27 protein-coding genes are annotated in these 25,862 nt (G+C 64.7%); 21 read left to right on the top strand and 6 right to left on the bottom strand.

What is annotated here, in order from left to right; all coding sequences use genetic code 11:
- The first annotated feature begins 55 nt into the window (after positions 1-55).
- Positions 56-262, top strand: coding sequence for a DUF2065 domain-containing protein (locus tag J4G43_RS38585; protein WP_025038031.1), 207 nt, complete (start codon positions 56-58; stop codon positions 260-262).
- A gap of 157 nt (positions 263-419) precedes the next feature.
- Positions 420-1,925 (top strand): Do family serine endopeptidase, encoded by a 1,506-nt coding sequence (locus J4G43_RS38580; protein ID WP_166101647.1) that lies wholly within the window; start codon positions 420-422, stop codon positions 1,923-1,925.
- Between the two features lie 144 nt (positions 1,926-2,069).
- Here J4G43_RS38580 and serB read toward each other — a convergent pair whose 3' ends face one another.
- Positions 2,070-2,975: a phosphoserine phosphatase SerB gene (serB, locus tag J4G43_RS38575; RefSeq protein ID WP_085399727.1), complete on the bottom strand. Its 906-nt coding sequence runs from the start codon at positions 2,973-2,975 to the stop codon at positions 2,070-2,072.
- A gap of 11 nt (positions 2,976-2,986) precedes the next feature.
- Between serB and miaA the strand changes: the two genes are divergently transcribed.
- From miaA to ilvC, 8 genes are all read left to right on the top strand, one after another.
- Positions 2,987-3,943, top strand: a complete 957-nt coding sequence (gene miaA / locus J4G43_RS38570) for a tRNA (adenosine(37)-N6)-dimethylallyltransferase MiaA (RefSeq protein WP_208088127.1) — start codon at positions 2,987-2,989, stop codon at positions 3,941-3,943.
- 329 nt (positions 3,944-4,272) lie between these two features.
- The gene (locus tag J4G43_RS38565; protein ID WP_208088126.1) at positions 4,273-6,048 is read left to right on the top strand and encodes an acetolactate synthase 3 large subunit; all 1,776 of its coding nucleotides are present in this window, start codon (positions 4,273-4,275) and stop codon (positions 6,046-6,048) included.
- A gap of 4 nt (positions 6,049-6,052) precedes the next feature.
- Positions 6,053-7,024 (top strand): threonine dehydratase, encoded by a 972-nt coding sequence (locus J4G43_RS38560; RefSeq protein WP_208088125.1) that lies wholly within the window; start codon positions 6,053-6,055, stop codon positions 7,022-7,024.
- A 23-nt stretch (positions 7,025-7,047) separates the two neighbouring features.
- Positions 7,048-7,590: an acetolactate synthase small subunit gene (gene ilvN, locus J4G43_RS38555; protein ID WP_014493064.1), complete on the top strand. Its 543-nt coding sequence runs from the start codon at positions 7,048-7,050 to the stop codon at positions 7,588-7,590.
- A gap of 3 nt (positions 7,591-7,593) precedes the next feature.
- On the top strand, positions 7,594-8,289 hold the full coding sequence (locus J4G43_RS38550) for a class I SAM-dependent methyltransferase (protein WP_208088124.1): 696 nt from the start codon (positions 7,594-7,596) through the stop codon (positions 8,287-8,289).
- Positions 8,290-8,338: 49 nt separating this feature from the next.
- Positions 8,339-9,214 (top strand): EamA family transporter, encoded by an 876-nt coding sequence (locus tag J4G43_RS38545; RefSeq protein ID WP_208088123.1) that lies wholly within the window; start codon positions 8,339-8,341, stop codon positions 9,212-9,214.
- 7 nt (positions 9,215-9,221) lie between these two features.
- Positions 9,222-9,824 carry a LysE family translocator gene (locus J4G43_RS38540; RefSeq protein WP_208088122.1) on the top strand — a complete coding sequence of 201 codons (603 nt, stop codon included), beginning with the start codon at positions 9,222-9,224 and terminating at the stop codon, positions 9,822-9,824.
- A gap of 132 nt (positions 9,825-9,956) precedes the next feature.
- Positions 9,957-10,976 carry a ketol-acid reductoisomerase gene (ilvC, locus tag J4G43_RS38535; protein ID WP_208088121.1) on the top strand — a complete coding sequence of 340 codons (1,020 nt, stop codon included), beginning with the start codon at positions 9,957-9,959 and terminating at the stop codon, positions 10,974-10,976.
- 164 nt (positions 10,977-11,140) lie between these two features.
- Here the strand turns inward: ilvC and J4G43_RS38530 are convergent, their stop codons facing one another.
- Complete coding sequence (locus tag J4G43_RS38530; RefSeq protein ID WP_208088120.1) at positions 11,141-11,293, bottom strand: hypothetical protein; 153 nt, start codon at positions 11,291-11,293, stop codon at positions 11,141-11,143.
- Between the two features lie 155 nt (positions 11,294-11,448).
- On the opposite strand from J4G43_RS38530, the gene J4G43_RS38525 reads away from it, so the two are divergent.
- Positions 11,449-12,300, top strand: coding sequence for an SDR family oxidoreductase (locus tag J4G43_RS38525; RefSeq protein ID WP_085399722.1), 852 nt, complete (start codon positions 11,449-11,451; stop codon positions 12,298-12,300).
- A 7-nt stretch (positions 12,301-12,307) separates the two neighbouring features.
- Here J4G43_RS38525 and J4G43_RS38520 read toward each other — a convergent pair whose 3' ends face one another.
- The gene (locus J4G43_RS38520; protein ID WP_208088119.1) at positions 12,308-12,928 is read right to left on the bottom strand and encodes a hypothetical protein; all 621 of its coding nucleotides are present in this window, start codon (positions 12,926-12,928) and stop codon (positions 12,308-12,310) included.
- Positions 12,929-13,034: 106 nt separating this feature from the next.
- On the opposite strand from J4G43_RS38520, the gene J4G43_RS38515 reads away from it, so the two are divergent.
- Entirely contained in the window at positions 13,035-13,700 is a 666-nt protein-coding gene (locus tag J4G43_RS38515) for a TetR/AcrR family transcriptional regulator (protein WP_225005357.1), read from the top strand.
- Between the two features lie 303 nt (positions 13,701-14,003).
- The gene (locus J4G43_RS38510) at positions 14,004-15,719 is read left to right on the top strand and encodes a sulfatase-like hydrolase/transferase (RefSeq protein WP_071910536.1); all 1,716 of its coding nucleotides are present in this window, start codon (positions 14,004-14,006) and stop codon (positions 15,717-15,719) included.
- A 128-nt stretch (positions 15,720-15,847) separates the two neighbouring features.
- Here the strand turns inward: J4G43_RS38510 and J4G43_RS38505 are convergent, their stop codons facing one another.
- Positions 15,848-17,407: a glycine betaine ABC transporter substrate-binding protein gene (locus tag J4G43_RS38505; RefSeq protein WP_208088117.1), complete on the bottom strand. Its 1,560-nt coding sequence runs from the start codon at positions 17,405-17,407 to the stop codon at positions 15,848-15,850.
- A complete protein-coding gene (locus J4G43_RS38500; protein ID WP_208088116.1) occupies positions 17,404-18,186 on the bottom strand; it encodes an ATP-binding cassette domain-containing protein in 783 nt (260 codons plus the stop codon). The genes J4G43_RS38505 and J4G43_RS38500 overlap by 4 nt, the downstream gene beginning before the upstream one ends.
- A gap of 140 nt (positions 18,187-18,326) precedes the next feature.
- Between J4G43_RS38500 and J4G43_RS38495 the strand changes: the two genes are divergently transcribed.
- From J4G43_RS38495 to J4G43_RS38470, 6 genes are all read left to right on the top strand, one after another.
- Positions 18,327-19,145 (top strand): ABC transporter ATP-binding protein, encoded by an 819-nt coding sequence (locus J4G43_RS38495; RefSeq protein ID WP_014493075.1) that lies wholly within the window; start codon positions 18,327-18,329, stop codon positions 19,143-19,145.
- On the top strand, positions 19,145-19,930 hold the full coding sequence (locus tag J4G43_RS38490) for an ABC transporter permease (protein WP_014493076.1): 786 nt from the start codon (positions 19,145-19,147) through the stop codon (positions 19,928-19,930). The genes J4G43_RS38495 and J4G43_RS38490 overlap by 1 nt, the downstream gene beginning before the upstream one ends.
- Positions 19,931-20,032: 102 nt before the next feature.
- Positions 20,033-20,569, top strand: coding sequence for a DUF305 domain-containing protein (locus J4G43_RS38485; protein WP_063981636.1), 537 nt, complete (start codon positions 20,033-20,035; stop codon positions 20,567-20,569).
- 9 nt (positions 20,570-20,578) lie between these two features.
- Positions 20,579-22,048, top strand: a complete 1,470-nt coding sequence (locus tag J4G43_RS38480; RefSeq protein WP_063981637.1) for a YncE family protein — start codon at positions 20,579-20,581, stop codon at positions 22,046-22,048.
- 49 nt (positions 22,049-22,097) lie between these two features.
- Positions 22,098-22,607, top strand: coding sequence for a sigma-70 family RNA polymerase sigma factor (locus tag J4G43_RS38475; RefSeq protein WP_210387729.1), 510 nt, complete (start codon positions 22,098-22,100; stop codon positions 22,605-22,607).
- On the top strand, positions 22,604-23,377 hold the full coding sequence (locus tag J4G43_RS38470; RefSeq protein WP_208088115.1) for an anti-sigma factor family protein: 774 nt from the start codon (positions 22,604-22,606) through the stop codon (positions 23,375-23,377). Before J4G43_RS38475 ends, J4G43_RS38470 begins: the two co-directional genes overlap by 4 nt.
- A 57-nt stretch (positions 23,378-23,434) precedes the next feature.
- Here J4G43_RS38470 and J4G43_RS38465 read toward each other — a convergent pair whose 3' ends face one another.
- The gene (locus J4G43_RS38465; protein ID WP_015684397.1) at positions 23,435-23,884 is read right to left on the bottom strand and encodes a cupin domain-containing protein; all 450 of its coding nucleotides are present in this window, start codon (positions 23,882-23,884) and stop codon (positions 23,435-23,437) included.
- Positions 23,885-24,023: 139 nt separating this feature from the next.
- On the opposite strand from J4G43_RS38465, the gene J4G43_RS38460 reads away from it, so the two are divergent.
- The gene (locus J4G43_RS38460; RefSeq protein ID WP_071910550.1) at positions 24,024-25,049 is read left to right on the top strand and encodes an ABC transporter substrate-binding protein; all 1,026 of its coding nucleotides are present in this window, start codon (positions 24,024-24,026) and stop codon (positions 25,047-25,049) included.
- 29 nt (positions 25,050-25,078) lie between these two features.
- Complete coding sequence (locus tag J4G43_RS38455; RefSeq protein ID WP_208088114.1) at positions 25,079-25,783, top strand: NUDIX hydrolase; 705 nt, start codon at positions 25,079-25,081, stop codon at positions 25,781-25,783.
- Positions 25,784-25,862: the final 79 nt, after the last annotated feature.

The following is a 25,862-nucleotide window of genomic DNA, read 5'->3' as shown; positions in this document are numbered from 1 at the left end:
CAGTTCTGCCGCCCTTCGTCCAGACAAGAACAGCACAACGGGAGGTTCCATTCCGATGAGGTCCATTGCGTTCGCCGACTTCCTCATCGGCTTAGGCATCCTGTTCGTGCTGGAAGGCTTGATGTTCGCGGCAAGTCCCAACTGGATGCGCAAGGCCATGAAAAGCGCCATCGCCACGCCGGACAATATCCTGCGGGCGGTTGGGATCGGTTCGGCCGTGGCCGGCCTGGTCTTGATCTGGGTTATGCGCCGTCCGATTTAGGCGTCACGCCAACGCCAAAGTGAAGGCGAGAGACTGGTTTTCGCCGTATTATCCGGGTCTTGAGGCCCGTTAAGCTCGGCGCTTGCGCCGTCCCCCCGTTCGAGCGCAGTCTTGGAGGCGAATCCTTGGGGCCTGATCCTTTTCTCTGGAGATACCAATGACCGCTGCCACCATTGCCCCGACCCGCTTGCGCTTAGGGCTGGCCGCGCTCGCCGTCAGTGCATTCAGCGCGTTCGGCACGCCGGCCCTTGCGCGTGGCCCGGACGGGATCGCCGACGTCGCCGAGAAGGTGATCGACGCGGTCGTCAACATCTCGACCTCGCAGACCGTCGAAGCCAAGGGCGGCGGCGGCGGCAGCAACACCATGCCGCAACTGCCGCCCGGCTCGCCCTTCGAGGAGTTCTTCGACGACTTCTTCAAGAACCGCCGCGGCCCCGGCGGCGGCGGCAAGGGCGGTGAGCGCGGTGACAACCCGCCCCGCAAGACCAACTCGCTCGGCTCCGGCTTCATCATCGACACCGCTGGCGTCGTCGTCACCAACAACCACGTCATCGCGGACGCCGACGAGATCAACGTCATCCTCAACGACGGCACCAAGATCAAGGCCGACCTGGTTGGCGTCGACAAGAAGACCGACCTCGCCGTGCTGAAGATCAAGCCGCCGAAGCCGCTGGTGGCCGTAAAGTTCGGCGACTCCGACAAGCTGCGCCTCGGCGACTGGGTGATCGCGATCGGCAATCCGTTCAGCCTCGGCGGCACGGTGACGGCCGGTATTGTCTCGGCCAAGAACCGCGACATCTCCTCGGGGCCGTATGACAGCTATATCCAGACCGACGCTTCCATCAACCGCGGCAATTCCGGCGGTCCGCTGTTCAACCTCGATGGCGACGTCATCGGCGTCAACACGCTGATCATCTCGCCCTCCGGCGGCTCGATCGGCATCGGCTTTGCCGTGCCCTCGAAGACGGTTGTCGCCGTGGTCGACCAGCTCCGCCAGTTCGGCGAACTGCGCCGCGGCTGGCTCGGCGTGCGCATCCAGAGCGTCACCGACGAGATCGCCGAGAGCCTCAACATCAAGCCCGCGCGCGGCGCGCTGGTCGCCGGCGTCGATGACAAGGGCCCGGCCAAGCCCGCCGGCATCGAGCCCGGCGACGTCGTCGTCAAGTTCGACGGCAAGGACGTCAAGGACCCCAAGGATCTCTCCCGCGTCGTCGCCGACACGGCGGTCGGCAAGGAAGTCGATGTCGTCATCATCCGCAAGGGCCAGGAGGAGACCAAGAAGGTCACGCTCGGCCGTCTCCAGGATCCCGACAAGGTGCAGGCCGCGGTCAAGACCGACGAGCCGGCGCCCGAGAAGCCGGTGACGCAGAAGGCGCTCGGTCTCGATCTTGCCGCGCTCAGCAAGGATTTGCGCACGCGCTACAAGATCAAGGACAGCGTCAAGGGCGTGGTCGTCACCAATGTCGACGCCAATTCGGATGCTGCCGAGAAGCGCCTCTCCGCCGGCGACGTCATCGTCGAGGTCGCGCAGGAGGCCGTCTCCAGCGGCGCCGACATCCAGAAGCGGGTCGACCAGCTCAAGAAGGACGGCAAGAAGTCTGTGCTGCTGCTCGTCTCCAACGCCGACGGCGAGCTGCGGTTTGTGGCGTTGAGCGTGCAGTAGTCGCCGCACAATCCAGTAGGGTGGGCAAAGCGAAGCGTGCCCACCATCTTTCCACCATCGCGACAAGAGTGGTGGGCACGGCGCAAGCGCCTTTGCCCACCCTACGGCCGCTGGGCGTGCCGCAAGTGCTGACGACGGGAGAGGCTAAGCCTCCACGAACTCGTCCCGCCGATACCCCTGAGCATAGAGCAGCGCGGTGAGATCGCCATGGTCGATCCGCGCGGCAGCCGCAGCCGCGACCGCTGGCTTGGCGTGATACGCCACGCCCAGGCCCGCCGCCTGGATCATCGCGAGATCGTTGGCGCCATCGCCGACCACGACCGAGTCGATGTCGTCGAGATCGAACGACTCCATCAGGTCCACCAGCGTCGCGAGCTTTGCCGCGCGGCCCAAAATCGGCTCCTTGACCTCGCCGGTGAACTTGCCGTCGCGGACGACGAGCTCGTTGGCGCGGTTCTCCTGGAAGCCGATCTTGGCGGCGACCGCGCGCGTGAACAGCGTGAAGCCGCCGGAGACGAGACAGGTATAGGCGCCATGGGCGCGCATGGTCGCGACCAGTTCGCGGCCGCCCGGCGTCAACGTGATGCGCTTGGCCAGCACCTCGTCGACCACGCTGGCGGGAAGGTCCTTCAGCAGCGCGACGCGCTCGCGCAGCGCCGGCTCGAACTCGATCTCGCCGCGCATCGCGCGTTCCGTGATGGCCGCCACGTGGGCCTTCATCCCGACCAGATCGGCGAGCTCGTCGATGCATTCCTGGCCGATCATGGTGGAATCCATGTCGGCGAGAAAAAGCTTCTTGCGCCGGAAGCCGACTGGCTGCACCACGATGTCGATGGGAAGGTCGCCGCGAAGCTCGCGCAACCGCTGTTCGATGGCGTGACGGTCGCCCTGGAGGTTATCCTGCGCGCCGAAGGGAATGTCGACCGCAACCCCGTCGAACAGCCAGTGCGCAGGTTGCGCCTGGGGCAGCACGGCGCGGGCGCCGTCGACGATGGTGCTGTCGAGCGCGGGATTGTCGGGATTGCAGATCAGCGTGGCGACGAGGGACATTTGAGGTTTTCGTGAGCGAGGGACAAGTCAGCAGAAGACATGTTGGCAAGGCCGTGCTTATCGCAGGCCCGACCGCCAGCGGCAAGTCGGCGCTGGCGCTCGAGCTTGCCCTGAGTACGGGCGGAATCGTCATCAATGCCGATTCCATGCAGGTCTATCGCGACCTCCGCATCATCACCGCGCGCCCTACACATGGCGAGGAAGGACGCGCGCCGCACCGTCTCTACGGCCACGTCGATGCGGCCGTGAATTTCTCGGCCGGCGCATGGGTGGTCGACGCGACGAAGGCGCTGGAAGAGGCGAAAGCCGAAGGCCGCCTGCCGATCTTCATCGGCGGCACGGGCCTTTATTTCAAGGCGCTGACGGCGGGCCTCTCCGTGGTGCCGCCTATTCCCGCCGAAATACGTGAGGACGTGCGCGCGCGGCTGGAGCGGAACGGCGTCGAGGCGCTGCATGAGGAACTTGCACGCCGTGATCCGCGCGCCGCGGAACGATTAAACCTGCGCGACCGCACCCGGATCGCGCGCGCGCTCGAAGTGATCGAAGCGACGGGCCGTTCGCTGCTCGACTGGCACCATGAAGGCCAGCCGCCGCTGCTGCCCAAGGATAGTTTTCACGCGGCGTTTCTCGCACCCGAGCGCGACGAGCTCTATGCCCGCATCGATGCCCGTTTCGATGCCATGCTCGGTGCCGGCGCGTTGAGGGAGGTTGAGCGGCTCGCCGCCAGACATCTCGATCCGCTGCTGCCGGCGATGAAAGCCCATGGCGTGCCGGCCCTGATCCGGCATCTGCGCGGTGAGATCGGCCTGGACGATGCCGCCATGATCGGTCGCGCCGATACCCGCCACTACGCCAAGCGGCAGTTCACCTGGTTCCGGCACCAATTGCCCGAATTCGAATGGGTCAAGCCGGAGGAGGCGAGGGGGTGGCTCGCTGCCATCGTGAAGGCGGAGCGGGACCACCGCTGACGCGCTTTTGTACCCGGGTTCCCGAATTTACCTCTCGCCGAACCCTGGGAACACCGCTACATTGCCAAAATCGCGCGGGAACGGTCGCATTGCCTTGACATCCGGGCTTTGACCGTTATGTTTCGCGCAACCTTTGGGAAGTCGAGCGTCCGCCATGCGCAACATTATTACCAAACTCCTTATCGCCGTCGTACCCAGGCACACCGCCGGGGGTGGCTAGCTGCCATCCACAAGACAGGCGGTGTGCATGGGCCCTCTTCGGGGCCTTTTTTATTTCCCGAACCCGACACGAACGAAGCCGCTGACAACAGCGCATCCGGAGCAAGACAATGAGCGACAAGAGCCACGATCCGAACCAGATGACCGGCGCCGCGATGATCGTTCGCGCGCTTATCGATCATGGCGTGACCGACATTTTCGGCTATCCCGGTGGCGCCGTGCTTCCGATCTATGACGAGATCTTCCAGCAGAGCGAGGTCCAGCACATCCTGGTCCGCCACGAGCAGGGCGCGGGCCACGCCGCCGAGGGCTATGCGCGCTCGACCGGCAAGCCGGGCGTTGCACTGGTGACCTCCGGTCCCGGCGCCACCAACATGGTGACGCCGCTGACCGACGCGCAGATGGACTCGATCCCGCTGGTCTGCATCTCCGGCCAGGTGCCGACGCATCTGATCGGCAACGACGCGTTCCAGGAGTGCGACACGGTCGGCATCACGCGGCCCTGCACCAAGCACAATTGGCTGGTGCGCGACGTCAACGATCTCGCCAAGGTGCTGCACGAGGCCTTCTATGTCGCGACCTCCGGCCGTCCCGGCCCGGTGCTCGTCGACGTGCCCAAGGACGTGCAGTTCGCGACCGGTACCTATCATCCGCCGCGCAAGTCGGACGTGCACCGCTCCTACGCGCCGCGCGTGAAGGGCGACGCGACGCAGATCCGCAAGGCCGTGTCGCTGCTCGCCAATGCCAAGCGCCCCGTGATCTACAGCGGTGGCGGCGTCATCAATTCCGGCCCCGAGGCGACCAAGCTCCTGCGCGAGCTGGTCGAGGTCACCGGCTTCCCGATCACCTCAACGCTGATGGGCCTGGGTGCCTATCCGGCGTCGGGCAAGAACTGGCTCGGCATGCTCGGCATGCACGGCACCTATGAAGCCAACATGACCATGCATGATTGCGACGTCATGCTGTGCGTCGGCGCGCGCTTCGACGACCGCATCACCGGTCGCGTCGATGCGTTCTCGCCGGGCTCGAAGAAGATCCATATCGACATCGACCCGTCCTCGATCAACAAGAACATCCGGGTCGACGTGCCGATCATTGGTGACTGCGGCAACATCCTCGGCGATATCCTCCAGGTGTTCAAGGCGGAGGCGAAGAAGCCCGACATCAAGGCGTGGTGGCAGCAGATCGCGCAATGGCGCGCCCGCAACTCGCTCTATTACAAGAAGAGCAACGACGTGATCCTGCCGCAACACGCGATCCAGAGCCTGTTCGAGGCGACGCGCGGCAAGGACACCTACATCACGACGGAAGTCGGCCAGCACCAGATGTGGGCGGCGCAGTTCTTCGGCTTCGAGGAGCCGCATCGCTGGATGACGTCGGGCGGGCTCGGCACGATGGGCTATGGCCTGCCGGCGGCGGTCGGCGTGCAGGTGGCGCACCCGGACAGCCTCGTCATCGACATCGCGGGCGATGCCTCGGTGCAGATGACGATGCAGGAGATGTCGACGGCGGTGCAGTACGAACTGCCGATCAAGATCTTCATCCTGAACAACCAGTACATGGGCATGGTGCGGCAATGGCAGCAGCTGCTGCACGGCAACCGGCTGTCGCATTCCTATTCGGAGGCGTTGCCGGATTTCGTCAAGCTCGCGGAAGCCTATGGCGGCGTCGGCATCCAGGTGCACAAGCCCTCTGATCTCGACGGCGCCATCCAGGAGATGATCTCGGTCAAGCGCCCGGTGCTGTTCGATTGCCGCGTCGCGGCGCTCGAAAACTGCTTCCCGATGATCCCCTCCGGCAAGGCGCACAACGAGATGCTGTTGCCCGAGCAGGCGAACGACGAGGCCACGGCAAAGGCGTTCGCCGGCGGCAAGGCGCTGGTGTGACGTCATGTTCGACCTGACGGAGCTCGAGCGCGCACATGCGATCGTGGGGCAGGCGGTGCCGGCGACGGCGGCACGCGGCTGGCCGCTGCTCGCCGAGCGCCTCGGGACGCAGGTCATCGTCAAGCACGAGAACCATACGCCGATCGGCGCCTTCAAGGTGCGCGGCGGTCTCGTCTATCTCGAACGACTGAAGCGCGAGCGGCCGAACACACCCGGCATCATCTCGGCGACGCGCGGCAATCACGGCCAGAGCCTGGCCTTTGCCGCGAGCCGCCACGGCGTGCCGGCCGTGATCTACGTGCCGCGCGGCAACTCGGTCGAGAAGAACCGGGCGATGAAGGCGTTTGGCGCCGAGCTCGTCGAGCATGGCGAGGACTTTCAGGCGGCCGCCGAAGAGGCGCAGCGGCGCGCCCAATTTACCGGCCTGCACATGGTGCCGTCGTTTCATCCGGATCTCGTGCTCGGCGTCGCCACTTATGCGCTCGAACTGTTCCGGACGGCGCCGGATCTCGATGTTCTCTATGTGCCGATCGGGCAGGGCTCTGGCATCTCCGGCTGCATCATGGCGCGTGACCTGCTCGGCCTGAAGACCGAGATCGTCGGCGTGCAGTCGACCGAAGCGCCGTCCTACGCGCTGTCGTTCGCGGCCGGCAAGGTCGTGACGACGAAGACCAGCAACACGCTGGCCGACGGCATGGCAACGCGCATTCCCGATGCAGACGCGTTCGCGCTGATCCGCAAGGGTGCCGCGCGCATCGTGCAGGTTTCCGACGACGAGGTCGCCGACGCGATCCGCGCCTACTGGACCGACACGCACAATCTCGCTGAAGGCGCCGGCGCCGCCGCGCTCGCTGCGGCGCTTCAGGAGAAAGCTAAACTGTCAGGCAAGCGCGTCGGTCTCGTGCTGTCCGGCGGCAATATCGATTTCGATCTGTTCCGCAGTTGGGTCGGGGCAGAGGCGCCAGCGATGGCGTGACGGAGAGACAAGAGGGGACGACCATGAACCAGCCGGCATCCGCCTATTTCATCGAGGATCGCCACGATCCCAACGAGACGCATACGCTCTCGGTGCTCGTGCAGAACGAGCCGGGCGTGCTCGCGCGCGTCATCGGGCTGTTCTCCGGGCGCGGCTACAACATCGAAAGTCTCACCGTCTCGGAGACCGAGAGCCAGAAGCACCTGTCGCGCATCACCATCGTCACCACGGGCACGCCGATGGTGATCGAGCAGATCAAGCACCAGCTTGACCGCATGATCCCGGTCTATCGCGTTGTCGACATGACCCTGACCAAGCGCTCGATCGAGCGCGAGCTTGCGATGGTGAAGGTGCGCGGGCAGGGCGAGCATCGCGTCGAGGCGCTGCGGCTGGCGGATGCGTTCCGCGCCCGCGTGATCGACGCCACCACCGAGAGCTTTGTGTTCGAGATCACAGGCAATACGGACAAGATCAACCAGTTTATCGACCTGATGCGCCCGCTCGGCCTTGTCGAGGTGTCGCGCACCGGCGTTGCCGCGATTGGCCGCGGGCCTGAGGGGATGTGAGCCATGCTGGCGCGCGACTGGTACTATAACGAGCGCAACCGGATGGGGATCGAGCCCGCAGTGGCTTCGATCTACGACGCCCATGACGATGCCGATCTGCGGGCGCGCGCCGCGCTGAAAATGCTCGGGGTACAGCGCGGCTGGCGCATCGCGGATATCGGCTGTGGCAACGGCGTGCTCGCGACCGAAGCGGCGTTGATGGGTGCCGAGGTGGACGCCATCGATATCTCGCCGGCGATGCTGGCGCTCGCCGAGATCTACGCCCGCGACCGCAAGGCGCCCGTGCGCACACAGTCGGCCGGCTTGCTCAGCTTCGCCTCCCGCCCGGAATCCTACGATCTGATCGTCAGCGAGTTCACGCTGCACCATCTGCCGGATTTCTGGAAGGCGGTGGCGATGTCGCGGATCTACCGTGCACTGAAGCCGGGCGCGAGCTTCTATCTGCGCGACATCGTCTACGCCTCGATGCCCGACGCCATCGAGCGCGACGTCGAGCAATGGGCCGACTTCCATATCAAGAACCACGATTTTTCGCGCGAAAGCGTCGTCACGCACATGCGCGACGAATATTCCACCTTCGGCTGGGTGATGGAGCGGATGCTGACCGATGTCGGCTTCACGCTGGTCTCGGTCGACTACCACGCGCCCATGCACGGCACTTATCTGCTGCGGAAACCGAAAGCCGGCGAGCAAGGCTAGAACAGAACAACAAACAGGGCTGCACGACAAAGCAGAACCGAGAACAACAATGAAGCCGGCCGATATCCTCATCGCCATTCTGGTGGCGGTCATCTGGGGGCTTGCCTTCGTGGCGAGCCGGATCGCGCTCGACGAATTTTCGCCGGAGCTGATGACGGCGATGCGCTTCACCATTGCCGCGGTGCCGTGCCTGTTCATTCCCAAGCCGAAGATCGCCTGGTCGCTGCTGATCGCGATCAGCTTCACGCTGTTCCTCGGCCAGTTCCTGAGCCAGGCCTATGGCATCGCCCACGGTGTGCCGGTGGGGCTCACCAGCGTCGTCGTGCAGAGCCAGGCGCTGTTCACCATCGGCTTTGCCGCGATCGCATTTGGCGAGCGGCCGACGCCGGTGCAGACGCTTGGCATCGTCGTCGCCGCAGTCGGCCTGCTCTTGATCTGCGGTACCGTCGGTTACGATTTCAGCGTTGGTGCCTTCGCGGTGCTGATGATCGCCCCGATTTGCTTTGCCGTCGGCAATGTCCTGCTGCGCGGCGCCCGTGGCGCGCCGATGTTCGACCTGTTCGCCTGGCTCTGCCTCACCGCCGCCGTGCCGCTGTTCGCGCTGGCGCTGGTCGTCAACGGGCCGGCGCCAACCTTCCAGTCGCTGATCCATATGTCGCCGACTGGCCTCGTCTGCCTGCTGGCGATCGGCGCCATCTCGACCAGCATCGCCTATTGGCTGTGGGGCCGGCTGCTGCGGGATTATCCAGCCGCTCAAGTGGTGCCGTTCGCGCTGCTGGTGCCGTTCGTCGGCTCGGCTGCTTCCAGCATCGTGTTTGGCGAGAAGTTCGGCCCGTTGCGGCTGGCCGGGATGCTGACGGTCATCGGCGGCATCGCGGTGATGGTGCTGGCGAGACGCCCGCAGCCGCTGCCGAAGACCGCGTGAGGTGAGCATGTCCCAGTCGCTGCTCTATGCCTTCATCATCTTCGCCCTCGTGATGTTCTTCACGCCGGGGCCGAACAACATCATGCTGCTGTCGTCGGGACTGACTTACGGCTTCCGCCGCACCATCCCGCATATCGCTGGCATCACGATCGGCTTCGCCTTCATGGTCGGCGCCGTCGGCCTCGGGCTCGGCACGGTGTTTCTGGCCTATCCGATCCTCCAGGCCATCCTGAAATATGCCGGCGCCGCCTACTTGATTTACCTCGCCGCGGTGATCGCCTTCTCGGGTCCGGCCAAGCCGGGCGAGGAGGACGGCCGTGGCCCGATGACCTTCTGGGGCGCGGCGATGTTCCAGTGGATCAACGCCAAGGGCTGGGTGATCGTGATCGGCACCATCACCGCCTATGCGGCCATCGCCCAATTCCCCCTGAACATCGCGATCCAGACCCTGATCAGCCTGCTCGTTGGCACGGTCTCGACGGTGGTCTGGGCCCTGTTCGGCACTGCACTACGACCGGTACTGACCTCGGAGCGGCTGGTCCGCGCCTTCAATATCGTGATGGCGCTCCTGCTGCTCGCCTCCCTCTACCCCGTTTTCATGGATGCATGATGTCGCGGATTTCCATGCAGAAACGGGTTTCCCTAGGGGCTGAAAATGCTCTAGACAGCCCCCGAAATCCGCAAATTTCACCCTTCGGACACTGACTATCGGCCGATTCTGGCCCTGAACGAGGAAACGACTATGCGTGTTTATTACGATCGCGACGCCGACCTGAACCTGATCAAGGGCAAGAAGGTCGCCATCGTCGGCTATGGCAGCCAGGGCCACGCCCATGCGCTCAACCTCAAGGACTCCGGCGTCAAGGACGTCGCCATTGCGCTGCGCAAGGACTCGGGCTCGGTCAAGAAGGCGGAAGCCGCCGGCTTCAAGGTGATGGAAGTCGCCGACGCCGCCAAATGGGCCGACCTCGTCATGATGCTGACCCCGGACGAGCTCCAGGGCGACATTTATCGTGAGCACCTGCACGACAACATGAAGAAGGGCGCCGCCCTCGTGTTCGCGCACGGCCTCAACGTCCACTTCAACCTGCTCGACCCGCGCGCCGACCTCGACGTGCTCATGATCGCGCCGAAGGGCCCCGGCCACACGGTGCGTTCGGAATATCAGCGCGGCGGCGGCGTGCCCTGCCTGATCGCGATCGCCAAGGACGTCTCGGGCAACGCCCATGACCTCGGCCTCTCCTACGCCTCCGCCGTCGGCGGCGGTCGTGCCGGCATCATCGAGACCACCTTCAAGGAAGAGTGCGAGACCGACCTGTTCGGCGAGCAGGTCGTGCTCTGTGGCGGCTTGGTCGAGCTGATCAAGGCCGGCTACGAGACCCTGGTCGAAGCCGGTTACGCCCCGGAGATGGCCTATTTCGAGTGCCTGCACGAAGTGAAGCTGATCGTCGACCTGATCTATGAAGGCGGCATCGCCAACATGAACTACTCGATCTCCAACACCGCGGAGTACGGCGAGTACGTCACCGGTCCGCGCATCGTCACCGCGGAGACCAAGGCCGAGATGAAGCGCGTTCTCGCCGACATCCAGGGCGGCAAGTTCGCCCGCGACTGGATGCTCGAGAACAAGGTCAACCAGACCTCGTTCAAGGCGACCCGCGCCAAGCTCGCCGCGCACCCGATCGAGGAAGTCGGCGCGAAACTGCGCGACATGATGCCCTGGATCAAGAAGGGCGCGCTGGTCGACAAGAGCAAGAACTGACGGGTGCGCCGTCATTCCGGGTTCGCGACTTCGTCGCGCCCCGGAATGACGAGCGAAACACAAGCTTCGCTCGCCAAACCAAATTTTAAACCTTCTCGACTACATCGGAGCGAGATCGCGAACGGCGGTCTCGCTCCTTTCATCTCGCGCGAAGCATTGCCGCTTCATTCAAATTCTTCGCGAGCTGACATGCCCTCTGAGCGCGAAGAACTGACGCTTAAACCACATTCTTGGTCTCGCGTCGTTTCAGAACCTTTCCAGAAGCTCGCGATCGCCAAAAGCCCAGCGTCTTCAAGATCGAGGATTCGGATCTTCATCTGCATCTTCAGGGCGCAATCAATCTCATGGCGCGAAGCTCGCGCGCCGCTTCATCTTAAGAATCGACACCCGCGACGTCCCTTTGAGCGTTGGGTGGCATTGCGCTGACACATCCTTCTCTCCGTGATCGCGGGAACTTGAGGGGGAGGGGTCTATGCGATCTGTCGTCGTCACCGGCGCGTCCACCGGCATCGGCTGGGCCATTGCGAAATTTCTGATCGGGCGCGGCTACCGCGTCTTCGGCAGCGTCCGCAAGCAGGCCGACGCCGACCGGCTCAGGGGTGAGTTCGGCGCGAACTTCACGCCGCTCCTGTTCGACGTTACCGACGAGGCCGCCGTGCTCGCCGCTGCGCGCCAGGTTCGCGAGGCGCTGGCTGGCGACACGCTGGCGGGGCTCGTCAACAATGCCGGCATTGCGGTCGCGGGGCCGGTCCTGGAATTGTCGGTCGACGATTTCCGCCGCCAGATGGACATCAACGTCATCGGCCCGGTCATCGCGACGCAAGCCTTTGGGCCGCTGCTCGGCGCGGACCCATCGCTGAAGGGGCCGAAGGGGCGGATCGTGATGATCAGCTCGGTCGCCGGCAAGAACGGCAATCCGCTGTCGGCGCCTTACTGCACCTCCAAGCACGCCATCGAAGGCCTGTCGGAGAGCCTGCGGCGTGAGCTGATGCTGTTCGGGATCGACGTCATCATCGTCGCCCCGGGCGCAGTGAAGACGCCGATCTGGAGCAAGGCCGAAGAGATCGATCTCTCCGTCTACCAGAACTCGCCCTATCTGCCGGCGCTGAACAAGGTCATGGCGTTCATGATGGACCTCGGTGCGAAGGGCCTGCCGGCCGAGCGGATCGCCGAAATCGTGTTCGAGGCGCTGACCGCCGCGAGCCCCAAGGTGCGCTACCAGATCACGCCGGATCCGTTGCGCCATCTGGTCGGCGCATTGCTGCCGAAACGGACGGTTGATCGCATCATCGCAAAGCGCCTGGGGTTCCTGCCGCAGGGCTGATCGACGTTCAGCTCGCTTCGGCCGTCCGTCGGCGGGGGTGGGCGGCCATCGCGATCAGCCGCAGCGCCATCACGGCGAACAACGGAATGAGGAAGGCGGCATAGAGCGGCATCGCCTGCACGCGCTTGCCGAACGACACCATGAACTGGAACCAGAGGTAATAGCCGCCCACGAGGTGCAGCACGCGCCAGGCCTGCGGTCCGAGCAGCGCGGCGGTGCGGTCGAACGAGGTCGCGCTCATGGCGATGATGAATGCATAGCCGATGCCGCCGAAGATGTAGGACGCGGCCGAAGTCGCCACCGCAAAGCCGGCCGGGTCCATTCTGGCGAACGCAACGATCGCAACCGCGTGGATGGCGTGGGAGGCCGCAAAGCTTAAGCCCAGATAGCGACGGTTGCGGCGCTGCCAGCGGGTCCAGGCGTTCGGCCACAGCCGGGCGAGCGCCGCTGCACTGAAGGCAAGGCAGAACAGCAGCAGCGAGCTTCGCGCCGTGAAACGGATCACCATCCGCACGCCCTCGACCTCGAACTGCCGCATCGACGCGATCCACAGGCTGAGCGCGATGAGGCTCAGGGTGAGAACGGCGAGCAGCCGCCAGCCCTCGAACCAGTTCTGACGTTGTGACATGGCGGTCTCCTCCCTAATGTAAGCATCGATTACATTTCAGGCTGGCGAAGTCGTCAACGGTGTAATCGATGCTTACATTCACGTTGAGGTGATGCTAGGAAGCGCCATGCCTGCCCGACAGCCGTCCAAGCCGCGCGCCCGCCGCCAAACGCCGGAAGCCCGGCCCTATCATCACGGTGACCTCCGCCGCGTGCTGATCGATGCTGCGTTGCAACTGGCGGCGGAGGATGCCGAAGTCTCGGTGCGCGAGGCCGCACGCCGGGCCGCGGTTTCGCCGGGGGCGCCGTTCCGGCACTTCCCCAACCGCGACGCGCTGATGGCGGCGGTGGCCGGGGAGGCGCAGCGGCGCTTTCGTGCCGAGATCGAGGTGGCGCTGGGCCAGGCGCCGGCCACCGACCCGCTCGGCCGCTTCCGCGCCTTCGGGCTTGCCTACCTGCGCTGGGCGATGCGCAACCCCGCGCATTTCGAGATCATCTCCACGGGGCGCTATTTCGCCCACGGCAGCTCCGCGGAGCTGACACGCGACAATGCCGAACTGATCGCTCTAACCGAACGGATGCTGGCAGACGCGGCGGAGCAGGGCCTGCTGCGGTCGGCCGACCTCAAGCGCATCCAGATCGCCGGCCGCGCCCTGGTCTACGGCTTTGCCCGGATGAACCTCGACGGCCACTTTCCGCGCTGGGGGGTGGAGGAGGGCGAGACCGAGCGGATGGCGGAAGGGGTGATCGACCTCTTCATCGCGGGGATCGCGAAGTCGGGCCGCGGCTCCTGAACTGACTGACCCTCATGGCGACGAGGCGCGTAGCGCCGTCTCGAACCATGCAGGCCCACTCGGGCCTCGCCCTTCGAGACGCCTGCTTCGCAGGCTCCTCAGGGTGAGGGGATGGAGTTGGCCGTGCGGCTGTTCGCCGCCTGCTAACATTAAGCGAAGGTCGGACCGCGACACGCGTTGCTTGTCCGTGACCATTCAATTACAGTTTTATGACACGGTGCAGGCTTCCGGCTGCGCCGAACGCCGCAGGCCGGCCCGACGGCTGGGTATTCATCGCGCCGGACCAGAAGTTGCGTGCCGTCGATGGCGTCCGCGCCGAATCCAGGTCCTTCTGCCACCACCGCCGTGCTGGCGAGCGTTGCCGCGCTCGGCATCTGGCGCCTGCTTGCGGTTGCCGCGCCGCATCTTGCCGCCCTCGCGCTCATGTACGAGACCGAGACCGATTTCGGTTCGCGGCTTTCGTTCGTGCTCGCCTGGGGCATCCTCAATTTCTTCTGGATCACGCTCTTGCGGCGGCCGGCACTGTCGGGTGCGCTGTCGCTGACCATGGTCGTCGTGCTGGTGCTGCTGTCGCGTCTCAAGCACGACGTCGTGCAGATGACGGTCAACTTCATCGACCTGATGATGATCGACCGCGACACCGTGGCGTTCCTGTTCACGATCTTCCCGAACTTGCGCTGGTCGGTGATCGGGGCCGGCCTCGTCACGCTGCCGCTGATGTATGCGCTGTGGTGGCTCGATCCGTTTCGCATCCGCCGCCTGCCGGCGTTCGCGTCCACGCTCGCCTGTCTTGCCGCACTGGTCGGCTATTCGCTCTATCATCCAGACGAGGCCTGGCGCGGCTATTACGACGACGGCTATCTCTCGAAATTCTTCCGCTCCGGCGTCAGCGCGGTCTCCGATTTCGCGCAATACGGCTTCATGGAGTCGGCGGCCTCGACCAACGAACGGCTCAACATGCCGCTGGTGGATGCCTGCCACCCCGCGGGCCGCCGGCCGAACATTATCATGGTCCATGATGAATCTAGCTTCGACATCCGCGCCGCCCAGGGCATCAAGGTGCCGCCGCGCTATGGCGATCATTTCAAATCCTTTGACGGCAAGCAGCGCACGTTCCTTGCCGAGAGCAATGGCGGGCCGAGCTGGTTCACCGAATACAACGTGCTCGCTGGCCTCTCCTCGCGCTCGTTCGGCCGCTTCGCCTATTTCGTGACGCGCATCGCCTCAAACCGCGTCGAGCGGGGCCTCCCGCTGGCGCTGCGCCGCTGCGGCTATGACACGTTATCGCTCTATCCCGCCTATGGCGGCTTCATGGGCGCGCGCAGCTTTCAGGTGACGACGGGCGTCGAACGCTTCCTCGACTCGAAGGATCTCGGCGCTAAGGACGTCGAGCCGGACTCCTTTTTCTACGACAAGGCGCTCCAGCTGATGGGCCAGCAGCCGCCGAACAAGCCGCTGTTCACCTTCATCTATCTCGGCGCCAATCATTTCCCCTGGGAGACGCGCTTCCGCCCCGATCTGCTGCCGAACTGGCGCGCGCCGGGCAATAATGTGGCGTCCATCGACGAATATCTGCGCCGGCAGGCGATGAGCGCCGAGCAGTACAGAGCGTTTGTGGCGGGGCTGAAGAAAAATTTTCCCGGCGAGCCCTTCCTGATCGTGCGCTACGGCGATCACCAGCCCGAGTTTGCGCCGAACCTCCTCGAGCCCGGGCTCGACGAGGGCGCCCTCGGCAAGAAGCTCGACGCTTACGACCCGCGTCTCTACGCGACCTATTACGCGATCGACGCCATCAATTTCGAGCCGGTGAAGAGCGAGGCCGTGATGGACACGGTCGACGGCCCTTATCTCCCGCTGGTGATTCAGGAAGCCGCCGGCATTCCGCTCGATCCCTCCTTTGCCGAACAGAAGCAGATCATGCTCCGCTGCAAAGGCATCTTCTACGGCTGCAAGGACGGTGCGGAGGCGCGGCGGCTCAACCGGCTGCTGATCAATGCCGGGATCATCCGGGGGCTGTAGCGCTGATCGCTACGCAAGACCCAGATCGTAGGGTGGCAAAGCGAAGCGTGCCCACCATCCTGTTGCGCGTGTTGAGAGACGGTGGGCACGGCGCTTACGCGCCTTTGCCCACCCTACGAAATCCGGGCCTACCGCTTGCCCACCTTCTCCCAAAGCCACTTCGCCACCGCATCCGGCGATGAATTCGCGTCGTTGCCGCCGGCGCGCAAATTGGCCTCGCGCATTGTGGCGATGTCGATCTTGCCAAGCAGCGGCTTGAGCGCGGCCTGTAGTCGCTCATCGCCGGCCCGCTTCGGCGCCAGCAGCAGGATCGCGTCGTAGGGCGGGATCGCGTGCCTGGGATCGTCCAGCACGACCAGATCGTATTTCGCGATCAGTCCGTCGCTGGTGTAGCCGGCGATCACGTCGACCTCGCCGCTGCCGACGGCCGCATACATGAAATCCGGCTGCATCTGGCGCTGGGCGCGGAACGAGAGGGCATAGGATTTTTGCAGCGCTGCCCATTCGGGGCGCGAGAAGAATTCGTAGTCGCCGGCGATGGACAGCGCCGGTGCATGCGCGGCGAGATCGGCGATGGTGCGGATGCCGAGCGCTTCGGCGCGCTTCTTCGGCATCACCAGCGCATAGGCGTTCTCGAAGCCAAGCTCGCCGAGCAGGGTGATATGGTCCTTTGCGAGCGCTGTCTTGAGCTCCGCCAACAACTCCGCGCGCGGCTTGATGTCCGTGCGGTGCAGCTGGTTGGCCCACAGCGTGCCGGAATAATCGACATAGAGATCAATGTCGCCGGCCTTGAGCGCCTCGAAGATCACGCTGGAGCCGAGACCCGACCGCGCGGTCGCGGGGAGACCGGCGGCCTGGAGGCGATCCCTCAGCAGGGCCGACAGCACATATTGCTCGGCGAACGTCTTGGCGCCGACGACATAGCTCTGCGACGAGCGTCCCATCGTCGGCACCAGCGTTGCGAGGACCAGCGCCGCGATCCCGATGCCGCCGAGCGCGGCAGGCAGGCGGCTGCGGTGGCGCAAGCCGCTCTCGATCAGGCCGAGCAGCTGATCGACGGCGAGCGCGAGCAAGGCCGAGGCAAAGCAGCCGAACAGAACGAACACCCAGTTCTGGGTCTGAAGCCCGGCAAAAATGTAATTGCCGAGGCTGGTCTGCCCGATCGGCGTCGACAGGGTCGCGGTGCCGATCACCCACACCGCCGCGGTGCGGATGCCGGCCATCATCACCGGCAGCGCCAGCGGCAACTCGACCATGATGAGCGACTGCCGCGCGGTCATGCCGACGCCTTTGGCGGCTTCGATCAGCGCAGGATCGATGCCGTTGAGGCCTGTGATGCCGTTGCGCAGCACCGGCAGCATCGAATAGAGCGCGAGCGCCAGCATCGCCGGCAGGAAGCCGAAAGCGGAGAAGGAGATTCCGAACCAGGCGAGTGTCACGGACGCGGCCAGCAGCAGCAGCGGATAGAACAGCGCGAGCAGCGCCAAGCCGGGCACCGTCTGCACGATGCTTGCGAGCGCGAGCAGGATGGCGCGCGGCGCCGGTCGGTTGCGCGTCAGGATCGCCAGCGGCAGGCTGATGGCGAGGCCAAGCGCGAGCGCGGCGAGGCTGACACGCACATGGTTGCCGAGATAGTCGGGCAGATGCGACAGCGCCTCGCCCCAGCGCGGATCAGCGAACAGGCTCATGCCGCACCGCTCTGTGGCAGTAGCGCGTTCAGCCGCTCGACCTGGCGTCGCGGCGTGCGCAGCAGCTCCAGCACATAGGCGTCGCCGCTGTTCGAGAGCTCCGCGGGCGTGCCCTGCGCCAGCAGCTGTCCGCTGCGCATCACCGCGATGCGGTCGGCGAGCAGGATCGCCTCCGTCATGTCATGGGTGATCATGACCGTGGTCAGGCCGAGCTTGCGATGCAGTTCGCGAAAATCCTCGCCGAGCGCATCGCGGGTGAGGGGATCGAGCGCGCCGAACGGCTCGTCCATCAGCACGATGCGGGGCCGTGCCGCGAGCGCTCGCGCCACCCCGACGCGCTGGCGCTGGCCGCCGGAGAGCGCCTCGGGCAGGCGATCGCGATGCGCGCGACGGTCGAGTTGCACGAGCTCGAGCAGCTCGTCGACCCGCGCGGTGATGTCCGCTGCCGGTGCGCCCAGCAGCCTTGGCGTGATTCCGATATTGTCGGCGACGCTCAGATGCGGAAACAGCCCGCCGCTCTGGAAGACGTAGCCGATCCGGCGCCGCAGCGCGACCGGATCGACGGCTTGCACATCCTCGCCCTCGACCGTGATCGTGCCGGCATCGGCCTCGATCAGCCGGTTGGCGAGCCGCAGCAGCGTGGTCTTGCCGGAGCCGGAGCCGCCGACGATGGCCAGAAATTCGCCCTCGGCGATGTCGAGCGACACGTCGTCGACGGCCTTGAGTGAGCCGAAGTTCTTGCTGACGTGGGAATAGCCAATCATCGGCCTGGAAGACATTGGGCGGGGCTCACTCTCTTACCCTCCCCCTCCAGGGGAGGGTAAGAGCACGGCAGGACCCATGCGTAGCACGCTTGGCGGCTCGATTGAACTTGGCCGCGCGAGCGGCTAAGGCATCGGGCCAAGTTCGGAGGGAACACATGACGACGCCCACGGCAGTGGCGCTGGAAGACGCCAAGGTCGCGTTCCGGCTGGGGGACGACCGGGTCTATACGGCGGTGGAGAAGGCCCATCTTTCGGTCGCGCAGGGCGAGTTCGTCGCCATCGTCGGGCCGACCGGCTGCGGGAAATCGACGCTGCTCAACGTCGCGGCCGGCCTGCTCAAGCCCGCCGCCGGCAGCATCAAGATATTCGACCGGCCGCTCGCGGGGCTGAACCGGGATGCCGGCTACCTGTTCCAGGCCGATGCGCTGTTCCCCTGGAAGACCGCGCTCGACAATGTCGCGATCGGGCTCGAGATCGCGGGCACGCCCCGCGCCGAGGCACTGCAACGCGCGCAAAAATGGCTGACTTCCGTCGGCCTCGGCGCCTTTGCCAACCGCTATCCGCACATGCTCTCCGGCGGCCAGCGCAAGCGCGTGGCACTGGCGCAGGTGCTGATCCGCGACCCAAAGATACTCCTGATGGACGAGCCGTTCGGGCCGCTCGATGCGCAGACCCGCCAGGTCATGGGCAATCTGCTGCTGGACCTCTGGAATGCCGACCGCAAGGCCGTGCTGTTTGTCACCCATGATCTCGAAGAGGCGATCGCACTCGCCGATCGCGTCGTGATTATGTCGGCGGGGCCGTCCTCGCGCATCATCGGCGACTGGCGCGTGAGCTTGCCGCGCCCGCGCGATATTTTCGAGGTGCGGCTGGACAAGGAGTTCCATGCGCTCCACCGCGAGATCTGGAGCGTGCTCAAGGACGAGGTGATGAAGGGCTACGCGCAATCGACCCAAGCGGCGGAGGCGATCTGATGTCGCGCGTGACGCTGCTTGCGCTGCAAGTCCTGGTCGCTGTCGTCTGCCTCGTACTGTGGCAGCTCTTTGCGACCGTGCCGGTGTTCGGAAAAATCCTGTTGCCGCCGTTCTTCTTCTCCAACCCGGTCGACGTGTTCAGCCAGATCGTCAAATGGTTCTCGTCCGGCGTGATCTGGAAGCATCTCGGCATCACGTTGACGGAATCGATTCTGGCGTTCGTGATCGGATCGCTCGGCGGCGTGCTGGTCGGCTTCTGGTTCGCGCGCCAGCCGCTGGTTGCTGCGGTGTTCGACCCTTACGTCAAGATGGTCAACGCGCTGCCCCGCGTCGTGCTTGCGCCGATCTTCGCGCTGTGGCTGGGCCTCGGCATCTGGTCCAAGGTCGCGCTCGGCGTGACGCTGGTGTTCTTCATCGTGTTCTTCAACGTCTATCAGGGCGTCAAGGAGGTCAGCCGCACCGTGCTCGACAATGGCCGCATGCTCGGCATGAGCGAGCGGCAGCTGATGCAGCATGTCTATTGGCCGTCGGCGCTGTCGTGGATGTTCTCCTCGCTGCACACCTCGGTCGGCTTCGCCGTGGTCGGCGCAGTCGTCGGCGAATATCTGGGATCGGCGGCGGGGCTCGGCTATCTGATCCAGCAGGCCGAAGGCATCTTCGACGTTGCCGGTGTGTTCGCCGGCATGTTCGTGTTGTCGGCCTTCGTCATCCTGATCGACTTCGGGGTGACGCTGGTTGAGCGCAGGCTGCTGGTCTGGCGCCCGACCGTGGACGGGCGGGGGTAGTCCGCCTCGTTTGGCTGCTGACGTTTATGTGATTGACCGCCCGGAATAGAACGCCCGGCCATACGTCATACCCCCATGCAACCACCTGCATGGGAGTTCAGGATGCCCCCCTCACAGTTCCGCCGCGCCGTAGCGGTGTTCGCAGGCAGATGCCGATGGCCCAGGCCCGGCCTCGGTACGGCGTTCCTTGCCGCGCCAATTCTGGTCGCGTCCGCACTCCCGCTGCTCGTGTTCGCGCATGAATCCCATCCGGCCGCCCCGCCGGCCGCGGTGAGCACGGAGGAGCGTGCGTTTTTGGAAGAAAACGAAGCGGCGATGACCAAGATGATGAACGACATGGCGGCCAAGCCGACCGGCGACATCGATCGCGACTTCGTCGCAATGATGAGTCCGCATCATCAGGGCGCGATCGAGATGGCGGTCATCGAATTGCGCTATGGCAAGAACGAGCAGCTGCGGCGCATCGCCCAGGAAATCATCGTCGACCAGATGCAGGAGATCGCGGCCATGAAGCTCGCGATCGGCGAGCCGGCGACAGACACCACGCCCGCCCCGACCCAACCGCCCTCCGCTCCCAACACAACCGTCCATCATCATCCGGGCATGCAGATGGATATGTCCACGGGAATGAAGAAGTAGGAGTCGCAGATGACCACGTCACGAAGCACCATGATGAAGAGCATTTTCCTGGCGGCCACGATGCTTGCGACGGGTTCGGTCGCGAGGGCGGGGCAGGCGCCGGGCGCGCTGTCCGGCCCCGATATTCCGATCAGCCACCACGACCGTGTGTACGCCGCAGAGCAGTTCTCGAATACGGTCTCGGTCACCGATCCCGTCGATAACAAGCTGCTTGGCGTGATCCGGCTGGGCGACCCGCAGCCAGGCAATTTCAGCCCGCTCTACAAGGGGCAGGTGCTCGTGCACGGTATGGGCTTTTCGCCCGATCACAAGACGCTCGCCGTGGTGTCGATCGGTTCCAATTCGGTGAGCTTCATCGACACCGCGACCAACGCGGTCAAGCATATCACTTACGTCGGACGATCGCCGCACGAGGCGTTCTTCACGCCGGACGGCAAGGAAGTGTGGGTCACCGTTCGCGGCGAGAACTACGTCTCCGTCATCGATCCGATCAGCTTCAAGGAGAAGACTCGCATCACGACCCCGAACGGGCCGGGCATGCAGATTTTCTCACCCGACGGCAAATACGGCTACATCTGCTCGTCGTTCAATCCCGAGACCGACGTCGTCTCGGTGGCCGAGCACAAGATCATCGCCACGGTGAAGCAGGAGAGCCCATTCTGCCCGAACATCGCGGCGACGCCGGATGGAAACCAGGTGTGGTTCACGCTGAAGGACGTCGGCCGGACACAGGTGTTCAACGCCAGGCCACCGTTCAACGCGATCAAGACGATCGATACCGGGCCGATCACCAACCACGTCAATTTCGCGCACACCGCCAAGGGCACGTTCGCCTACGTCACCATCGGTGGCCTGAACGAAGTAAAAGTGTTCCGCACCGACGATTTCTCGCAGGTCGCGACGATCCCGGTCGGCAATCTGCCGCACGGCGTCTGGCCGTCCGGCGATGGCACGCGCATCTATGTGGGGCTGGAGAACGCGGACGCACTCGCGGCCATCGACACGGCGACCAATAAGGTGGTCGGGAACGTTCCGATCGGCCAGGCGCCGCAGGCAATCGCGTATGTTCCAAATGCTGCGCCTAACCCTGATGACCGCCAGAATTTGCAGGCCCTCGGCGTTGCCGGCCAAGTCGCTCATCTCACGCTTGCGTCGAAGGACGGTGCGAAGGACGGCACGGCGCCGACCAGCGTGTCGCTGTTCGATCAGGGCCTGATTCAGATCTTGCAGGCTTCGGTGACGGGACTTCAGCCCAAGCAGAAATATGTGCTTGCCCTGGCGGAGCATGGCGACGGCAGTGGCCCGTTGCAGCCGTTGGCGGCGTTCATGACCAATCCGGCTGGATCTGCCATCGTCAATGTGGCCGGTCCGATCCGGCAGATCGTCGACCAGTCCGCCGCTGAAGCAAGGCGGTACCTGGTGATTGCGGCCGGTGACGCGGCCATGCCTGGTGAGGCGGTCCAGATCGAGGCGCGATGACGCGCCGTCCGACGTCGGCAAAGGGCAGGTGGAGCGGCTCGTGAAGGACATGCTGGTTCAGGTCGAGCCGCTTATCCCCGCGCTCCGCCGCTACGCGCGCGCGCTTTTGCGCGATCGCGTGGCTGCCGATGATCTGGTTCAGGATTGCCTGGAGCGTGCCGTCAGCCATTGGCATCAGCGGCGCGACGGCAGCGTGCGCGCCTGGCTGTTCAGCATCCTCCACAATCTGGCGGTCACGCAATTCCGTCAGGCGACGGCGCGGGGCAGGCATATGCCGATCGACGATGCAGGCGAGCGTGAGCTCGTCAGTGCCGCCGCGCAGGAGCACAGGCTGATCTATCAGGATGTCCTGAAAAAGCTTGCGAGACTGCCGGAAGAGCAGCGTGCCGTGTTGTTGCTTGTTGCGGTTGAGGATCTATCCTACGCGGACGCCGCGGGAGTGCTGAAGATCCCGGTCGGGACCGTGATGTCACGCCTGTCGCGCGCGCGGGAGAGGCTATTGCAGGAGATGGAGGGCGTGGCTCCAGGGAACGTCGTGGCATTGCGGGGCGTGAAATGAACCGCCGGCCGATCACCGAGGATGATCTCCACGCCTATGTCGACCAGGCGCTCGAGCCTGAGCGGCGCGCGGAGGTCGCATCCTATCTGGACGATCATCAGGATGTCGCCGCGCGCGTTGCGGCCTTCGCCACCCAGCGCGAGCAGCTGCGCGGGGCATTTGCGTCGATCGCCGACGAGCTGTTGCCGGCCGAGCTGAATCTGTCGCACATCATCGAAAGCCGGAGGCGGTCTCCCATGCGGGCGTGGTGGGCGATCGCTGCGATGTTGCTTCTCGGCATCGGCGGTCTCGGCGGATGGACCATGCGCGGCGTCTTGCAGGAGGGCTCGAACGGACTGTCTGCGCTGGCACAGGAGGCGGCCTATTCGTATGGCGTTTACGCACCGGACGGCGTGCGGCCGGTCGAGATACGCGCGTCCGACAGTGCCGAGCTCACGCGATGGGTATCGAATCGGCTGAAACAGCCGGTCAAGGTGCCGGACCTCTCTGTCTCAGGCTATCGGCTGATGGGCGGTCGCTTGGTTGCGACGTCGCACGGCCCGGCCGCGATGTTCATGTACGATGACGATCGCGGCGACCGGCTTGTCGTGCTGACGCGTCCGATGAGCAACCGCAATCTGGATACGCCGATGATGCCGCAATCGACCGGCGATGTCGCGGGCTTCGTGTGGGCGGATGGCGGCATGGGTTACACGCTCGTCGGCCAGCTTCCGGGAGACACCCTCAAGCCGATCGCGAACGAGATCCGGAAGCAGACGCGCCCGATCTAGCGCCGGGATTCACGGAACGGGCCCGCGCGTTGGCGCGAGCCCCAATATTGCGAAAGCTTAATCCAGCAGCTTGGTGTCATCGGGCGCCTGCGGCGGCGTCTTGATCGCGATGGCCTTGACCTGACCGCTGATCGGCTTGGTGCCGCCATGCGGCGTGCCCTTGGGGATGATGACGAGGTCGCCAGGTTTCACCGTCACCTCCTTGTCGCCGAGCCAGATCGTCCCGGTCCCGTCCAGGATGTACTGGATCTCGTTGGTGTTGGGATGCATGTGCTTGGGCACATTGCCGACCTGGATCGAGATGGTGGCGCCGTCGGCGCTGGCAAACATCTTGGAACGGTAGCCGACATTGTTGGCGGGCCCGAGCGCGTCGCCTTCCATCTCGCCGGTATGGATGATCTGCGCGGTGACGTTCTCCGCGGCCAGCGCCGGCCGGAGCAGTTGGTTTGCGCCGCATCCGGCGGCAAAAGCGGCGGCGATCGACAGGCCGATTGCAAGGCGATTCATGGATGATCCTCCCCATCAAGAATTGTTCTTGTGGACCCATGCTATTGTGCCGAAAGGCTGATGGCGAGTCGCACTTTGGCAGTGCTTCTCAAGCCAGTCCCGCTGCTCTATGGTGCCGCCGGCCGAATGGAGGAAACCAATGAAGAACACGATTGCCAGGCTCGCCGGCGCGCTGCTCGCGCTGACGCTCACCACCGGTCTTGCCGCGGCGCAAAGCAAGGTGACCATCGCGATCGGAGGCGGCGCCTGCCTGTGCTATCTGCCGACGGTGCTGGCCAAGCAACTCGGCGAATACGAGAAGGCGGGCCTCAATGTCGAGCTCGTGGACCTCAAGGGCGGCTCGGACGCGCTGAAGGCCGTGCTCGGCGGCAGCGCCGACGTGGTCTCCGGCTATTTCGACCATTGCGTCAACCTCGCCGCCAAGAAGCAAGAGCTTCAAGCCTTCGTGGTCTATGACCGTTATCCCGGCCTCGTGCTGGTGGTCTCGCCGTCGCACACGAACGAAATCAAGTCGATCAAGGATCTCGCCGGCAAGAAGGTCGGCGTCAGCGCACCGGGCTCCTCGACCGACTTCTTCCTCAAATATTTGCTCAAGAAGAACGGGCTCGATCCCGCCGGCACCGCCGTGATCGGCGTCGGCCTCGGCGCCACCGCCGTGGCCGCGATGGAGCAGGGGCAGATTGACGCCGCCGTGATGCTCGATCCCTCCGTCACCGTGCTCCAGGGCAGCCACAAGGATCTGCGCATCCTCAGCGACACCCGGACCCAGAAGGACACGCTCGAGACGTTCGGCGGCGAATATCCGGGCGGCGCGCTGTACTCGACCGTGGCCTGGATCAACGGCCACGAGAAGGAAACGCAGGCGCTCACCAACGCAATGCTGGCCACGATCGGCTGGATCCATTCGCATTCGCCGGAGGAGATCATGGCGAAGATGCCGGACGAGATGGTCGGCAAGAACAAGGAGCTTTATCTCGCCGCGCTGAAGAACACGATCCCGATGTTCTCCGAAACCGGCAAGATGGACCCGAAGGGCGCAGACGCCGTGCTCGCGGTGTTCAGCGTCGGCTCGCCCGAGGTGGCCGCCGCCAAGATCGACGTCAGCAAGACCTTTACCAACAAGTACGTCGATCAGGCCAAGAAGACCACAGGGAACGCCAAATAACTGACGCGAAGGCATTGTAATCAGCTGTCATGACGTCATTGGTCATTCATCGCGTCACGACGCTTGATCTTGCCGTGCGGCCGATCGCCTGGCCGTTCGCCGAAGAGCGCCGCGCCGAAATTGCTGCGCATTTCGCCGAGAAGCAGCGCGAGCGGCCGAAGATGTGGAACGGCCGCGTCCTGCTCGGGCGCGATGCCGTGTTCACGGACGGCCATCTCGCCGCCACCTATTTCGAGACGGATTTCGCGAGCTTCCTCGCCTGGCGCGACTGGGGCTTTCCCGACAAGGCGGTGTTCAACGGTTTTGGCATGGGCGCGCTGCGCGCCTCCGACGGCGCCTTCATTATGGGCGAGATGGCGCAGCACACCGCCAATGCGGGCCGCATCTATTTCCCCTCGGGCACGCCCGATCTCGACGACGTCAGTGATGGCGCGCTCGACATTCCCGGCAGTGTCATCCGCGAACTCGGGGAAGAGACCGGCTTGACCGCGGCCGACTACCGGGCCCAGCCGGACTGGCACTGCGTCGTCACCGGTCCGTCGATTGCAATGATTCAGATTATCAACCTGGACATGCCGGGTGACGTGGCCCGGGCCCGGATCGAGGCCAATCTCGCCCGCGAAGCCGATCCGGAGTTGTCGGCCATTCATCTCGTGCGCGGGATGAGTGATCTCACGCCGACCATGCCGCGATTTGTCACGGCCTTTATCGAGCAGCAGTTCGCGTCGCGCTGAAGCGCGAGGCTTGACATCGCTGCCCCCAGCCCATGTGATGGGCCAAAAAGCAAAAGCAACAAGACTGCAATGCACAATC

Origin of the sequence: Bradyrhizobium barranii subsp. barranii (assembly GCF_017565645.3) — a bacterium.
GTDB classification, from domain to species: Bacteria; Pseudomonadota; Alphaproteobacteria; order Rhizobiales; family Xanthobacteraceae; genus Bradyrhizobium; species Bradyrhizobium barranii.
This window is presented reverse-complemented; position numbering and strand designations above follow the sequence as displayed.

Bases quoted from the DNA above. Each gene is read 5' to 3' on its own strand.
- J4G43_RS38520 (WP_208088119.1), bottom strand. From the start codon at position 12,928: ATGTCACAACGTCAGAACTGGTTCGAGGGCTGGCGGCTGCTCGCCGTT.
- J4G43_RS38580 (WP_166101647.1), top strand. From the start codon at position 420: ATGACCGCTGCCACCATTGCCCCGACCCGCTTGCGCTTAGGGCTGGCC.
- J4G43_RS38470 (WP_208088115.1), top strand. From the start codon at position 22,604: ATGAACCGCCGGCCGATCACCGAGGATGATCTCCACGCCTATGTCGAC.
- J4G43_RS38455 (WP_208088114.1), top strand. From the start codon at position 25,079: ATGACGTCATTGGTCATTCATCGCGTCACGACGCTTGATCTTGCCGTG.
- J4G43_RS38545 (WP_208088123.1), top strand. From the start codon at position 8,339: ATGAAGCCGGCCGATATCCTCATCGCCATTCTGGTGGCGGTCATCTGG.
- J4G43_RS38485 (WP_063981636.1), top strand. From the start codon at position 20,033: ATGCCCCCCTCACAGTTCCGCCGCGCCGTAGCGGTGTTCGCAGGCAGA.
- J4G43_RS38565 (WP_208088126.1), top strand. From the start codon at position 4,273: ATGAGCGACAAGAGCCACGATCCGAACCAGATGACCGGCGCCGCGATG.
- J4G43_RS38495 (WP_014493075.1), top strand. From the start codon at position 18,327: ATGACGACGCCCACGGCAGTGGCGCTGGAAGACGCCAAGGTCGCGTTC.
- ilvN (WP_014493064.1), top strand. From the start codon at position 7,048: ATGAACCAGCCGGCATCCGCCTATTTCATCGAGGATCGCCACGATCCC.
- J4G43_RS38530 (WP_208088120.1), bottom strand. From the start codon at position 11,293: ATGAAGATCCGAATCCTCGATCTTGAAGACGCTGGGCTTTTGGCGATC.
- J4G43_RS38475 (WP_210387729.1), top strand. From the start codon at position 22,098: ATGCTGGTTCAGGTCGAGCCGCTTATCCCCGCGCTCCGCCGCTACGCG.
- serB (WP_085399727.1), bottom strand. From the start codon at position 2,975: ATGTCCCTCGTCGCCACGCTGATCTGCAATCCCGACAATCCCGCGCTC.
- J4G43_RS38525 (WP_085399722.1), top strand. From the start codon at position 11,449: ATGCGATCTGTCGTCGTCACCGGCGCGTCCACCGGCATCGGCTGGGCC.
- ilvC (WP_208088121.1), top strand. From the start codon at position 9,957: ATGCGTGTTTATTACGATCGCGACGCCGACCTGAACCTGATCAAGGGC.
- J4G43_RS38500 (WP_208088116.1), bottom strand. From the start codon at position 18,186: ATGTCTTCCAGGCCGATGATTGGCTATTCCCACGTCAGCAAGAACTTC.
- J4G43_RS38505 (WP_208088117.1), bottom strand. From the start codon at position 17,407: ATGAGCCTGTTCGCTGATCCGCGCTGGGGCGAGGCGCTGTCGCATCTG.
- J4G43_RS38550 (WP_208088124.1), top strand. From the start codon at position 7,594: ATGCTGGCGCGCGACTGGTACTATAACGAGCGCAACCGGATGGGGATC.
- J4G43_RS38480 (WP_063981637.1), top strand. From the start codon at position 20,579: ATGACCACGTCACGAAGCACCATGATGAAGAGCATTTTCCTGGCGGCC.
- J4G43_RS38465 (WP_015684397.1), bottom strand. From the start codon at position 23,884: ATGAATCGCCTTGCAATCGGCCTGTCGATCGCCGCCGCTTTTGCCGCC.
- J4G43_RS38515 (WP_225005357.1), top strand. From the start codon at position 13,035: ATGCCTGCCCGACAGCCGTCCAAGCCGCGCGCCCGCCGCCAAACGCCG.
- J4G43_RS38460 (WP_071910550.1), top strand. From the start codon at position 24,024: ATGAAGAACACGATTGCCAGGCTCGCCGGCGCGCTGCTCGCGCTGACG.
- J4G43_RS38585 (WP_025038031.1), top strand. From the start codon at position 56: ATGAGGTCCATTGCGTTCGCCGACTTCCTCATCGGCTTAGGCATCCTG.
- J4G43_RS38560 (WP_208088125.1), top strand. From the start codon at position 6,053: ATGTTCGACCTGACGGAGCTCGAGCGCGCACATGCGATCGTGGGGCAG.
- J4G43_RS38510 (WP_071910536.1), top strand. From the start codon at position 14,004: ATGGCGTCCGCGCCGAATCCAGGTCCTTCTGCCACCACCGCCGTGCTG.
- J4G43_RS38490 (WP_014493076.1), top strand. From the start codon at position 19,145: ATGTCGCGCGTGACGCTGCTTGCGCTGCAAGTCCTGGTCGCTGTCGTC.
- J4G43_RS38540 (WP_208088122.1), top strand. From the start codon at position 9,222: ATGTCCCAGTCGCTGCTCTATGCCTTCATCATCTTCGCCCTCGTGATG.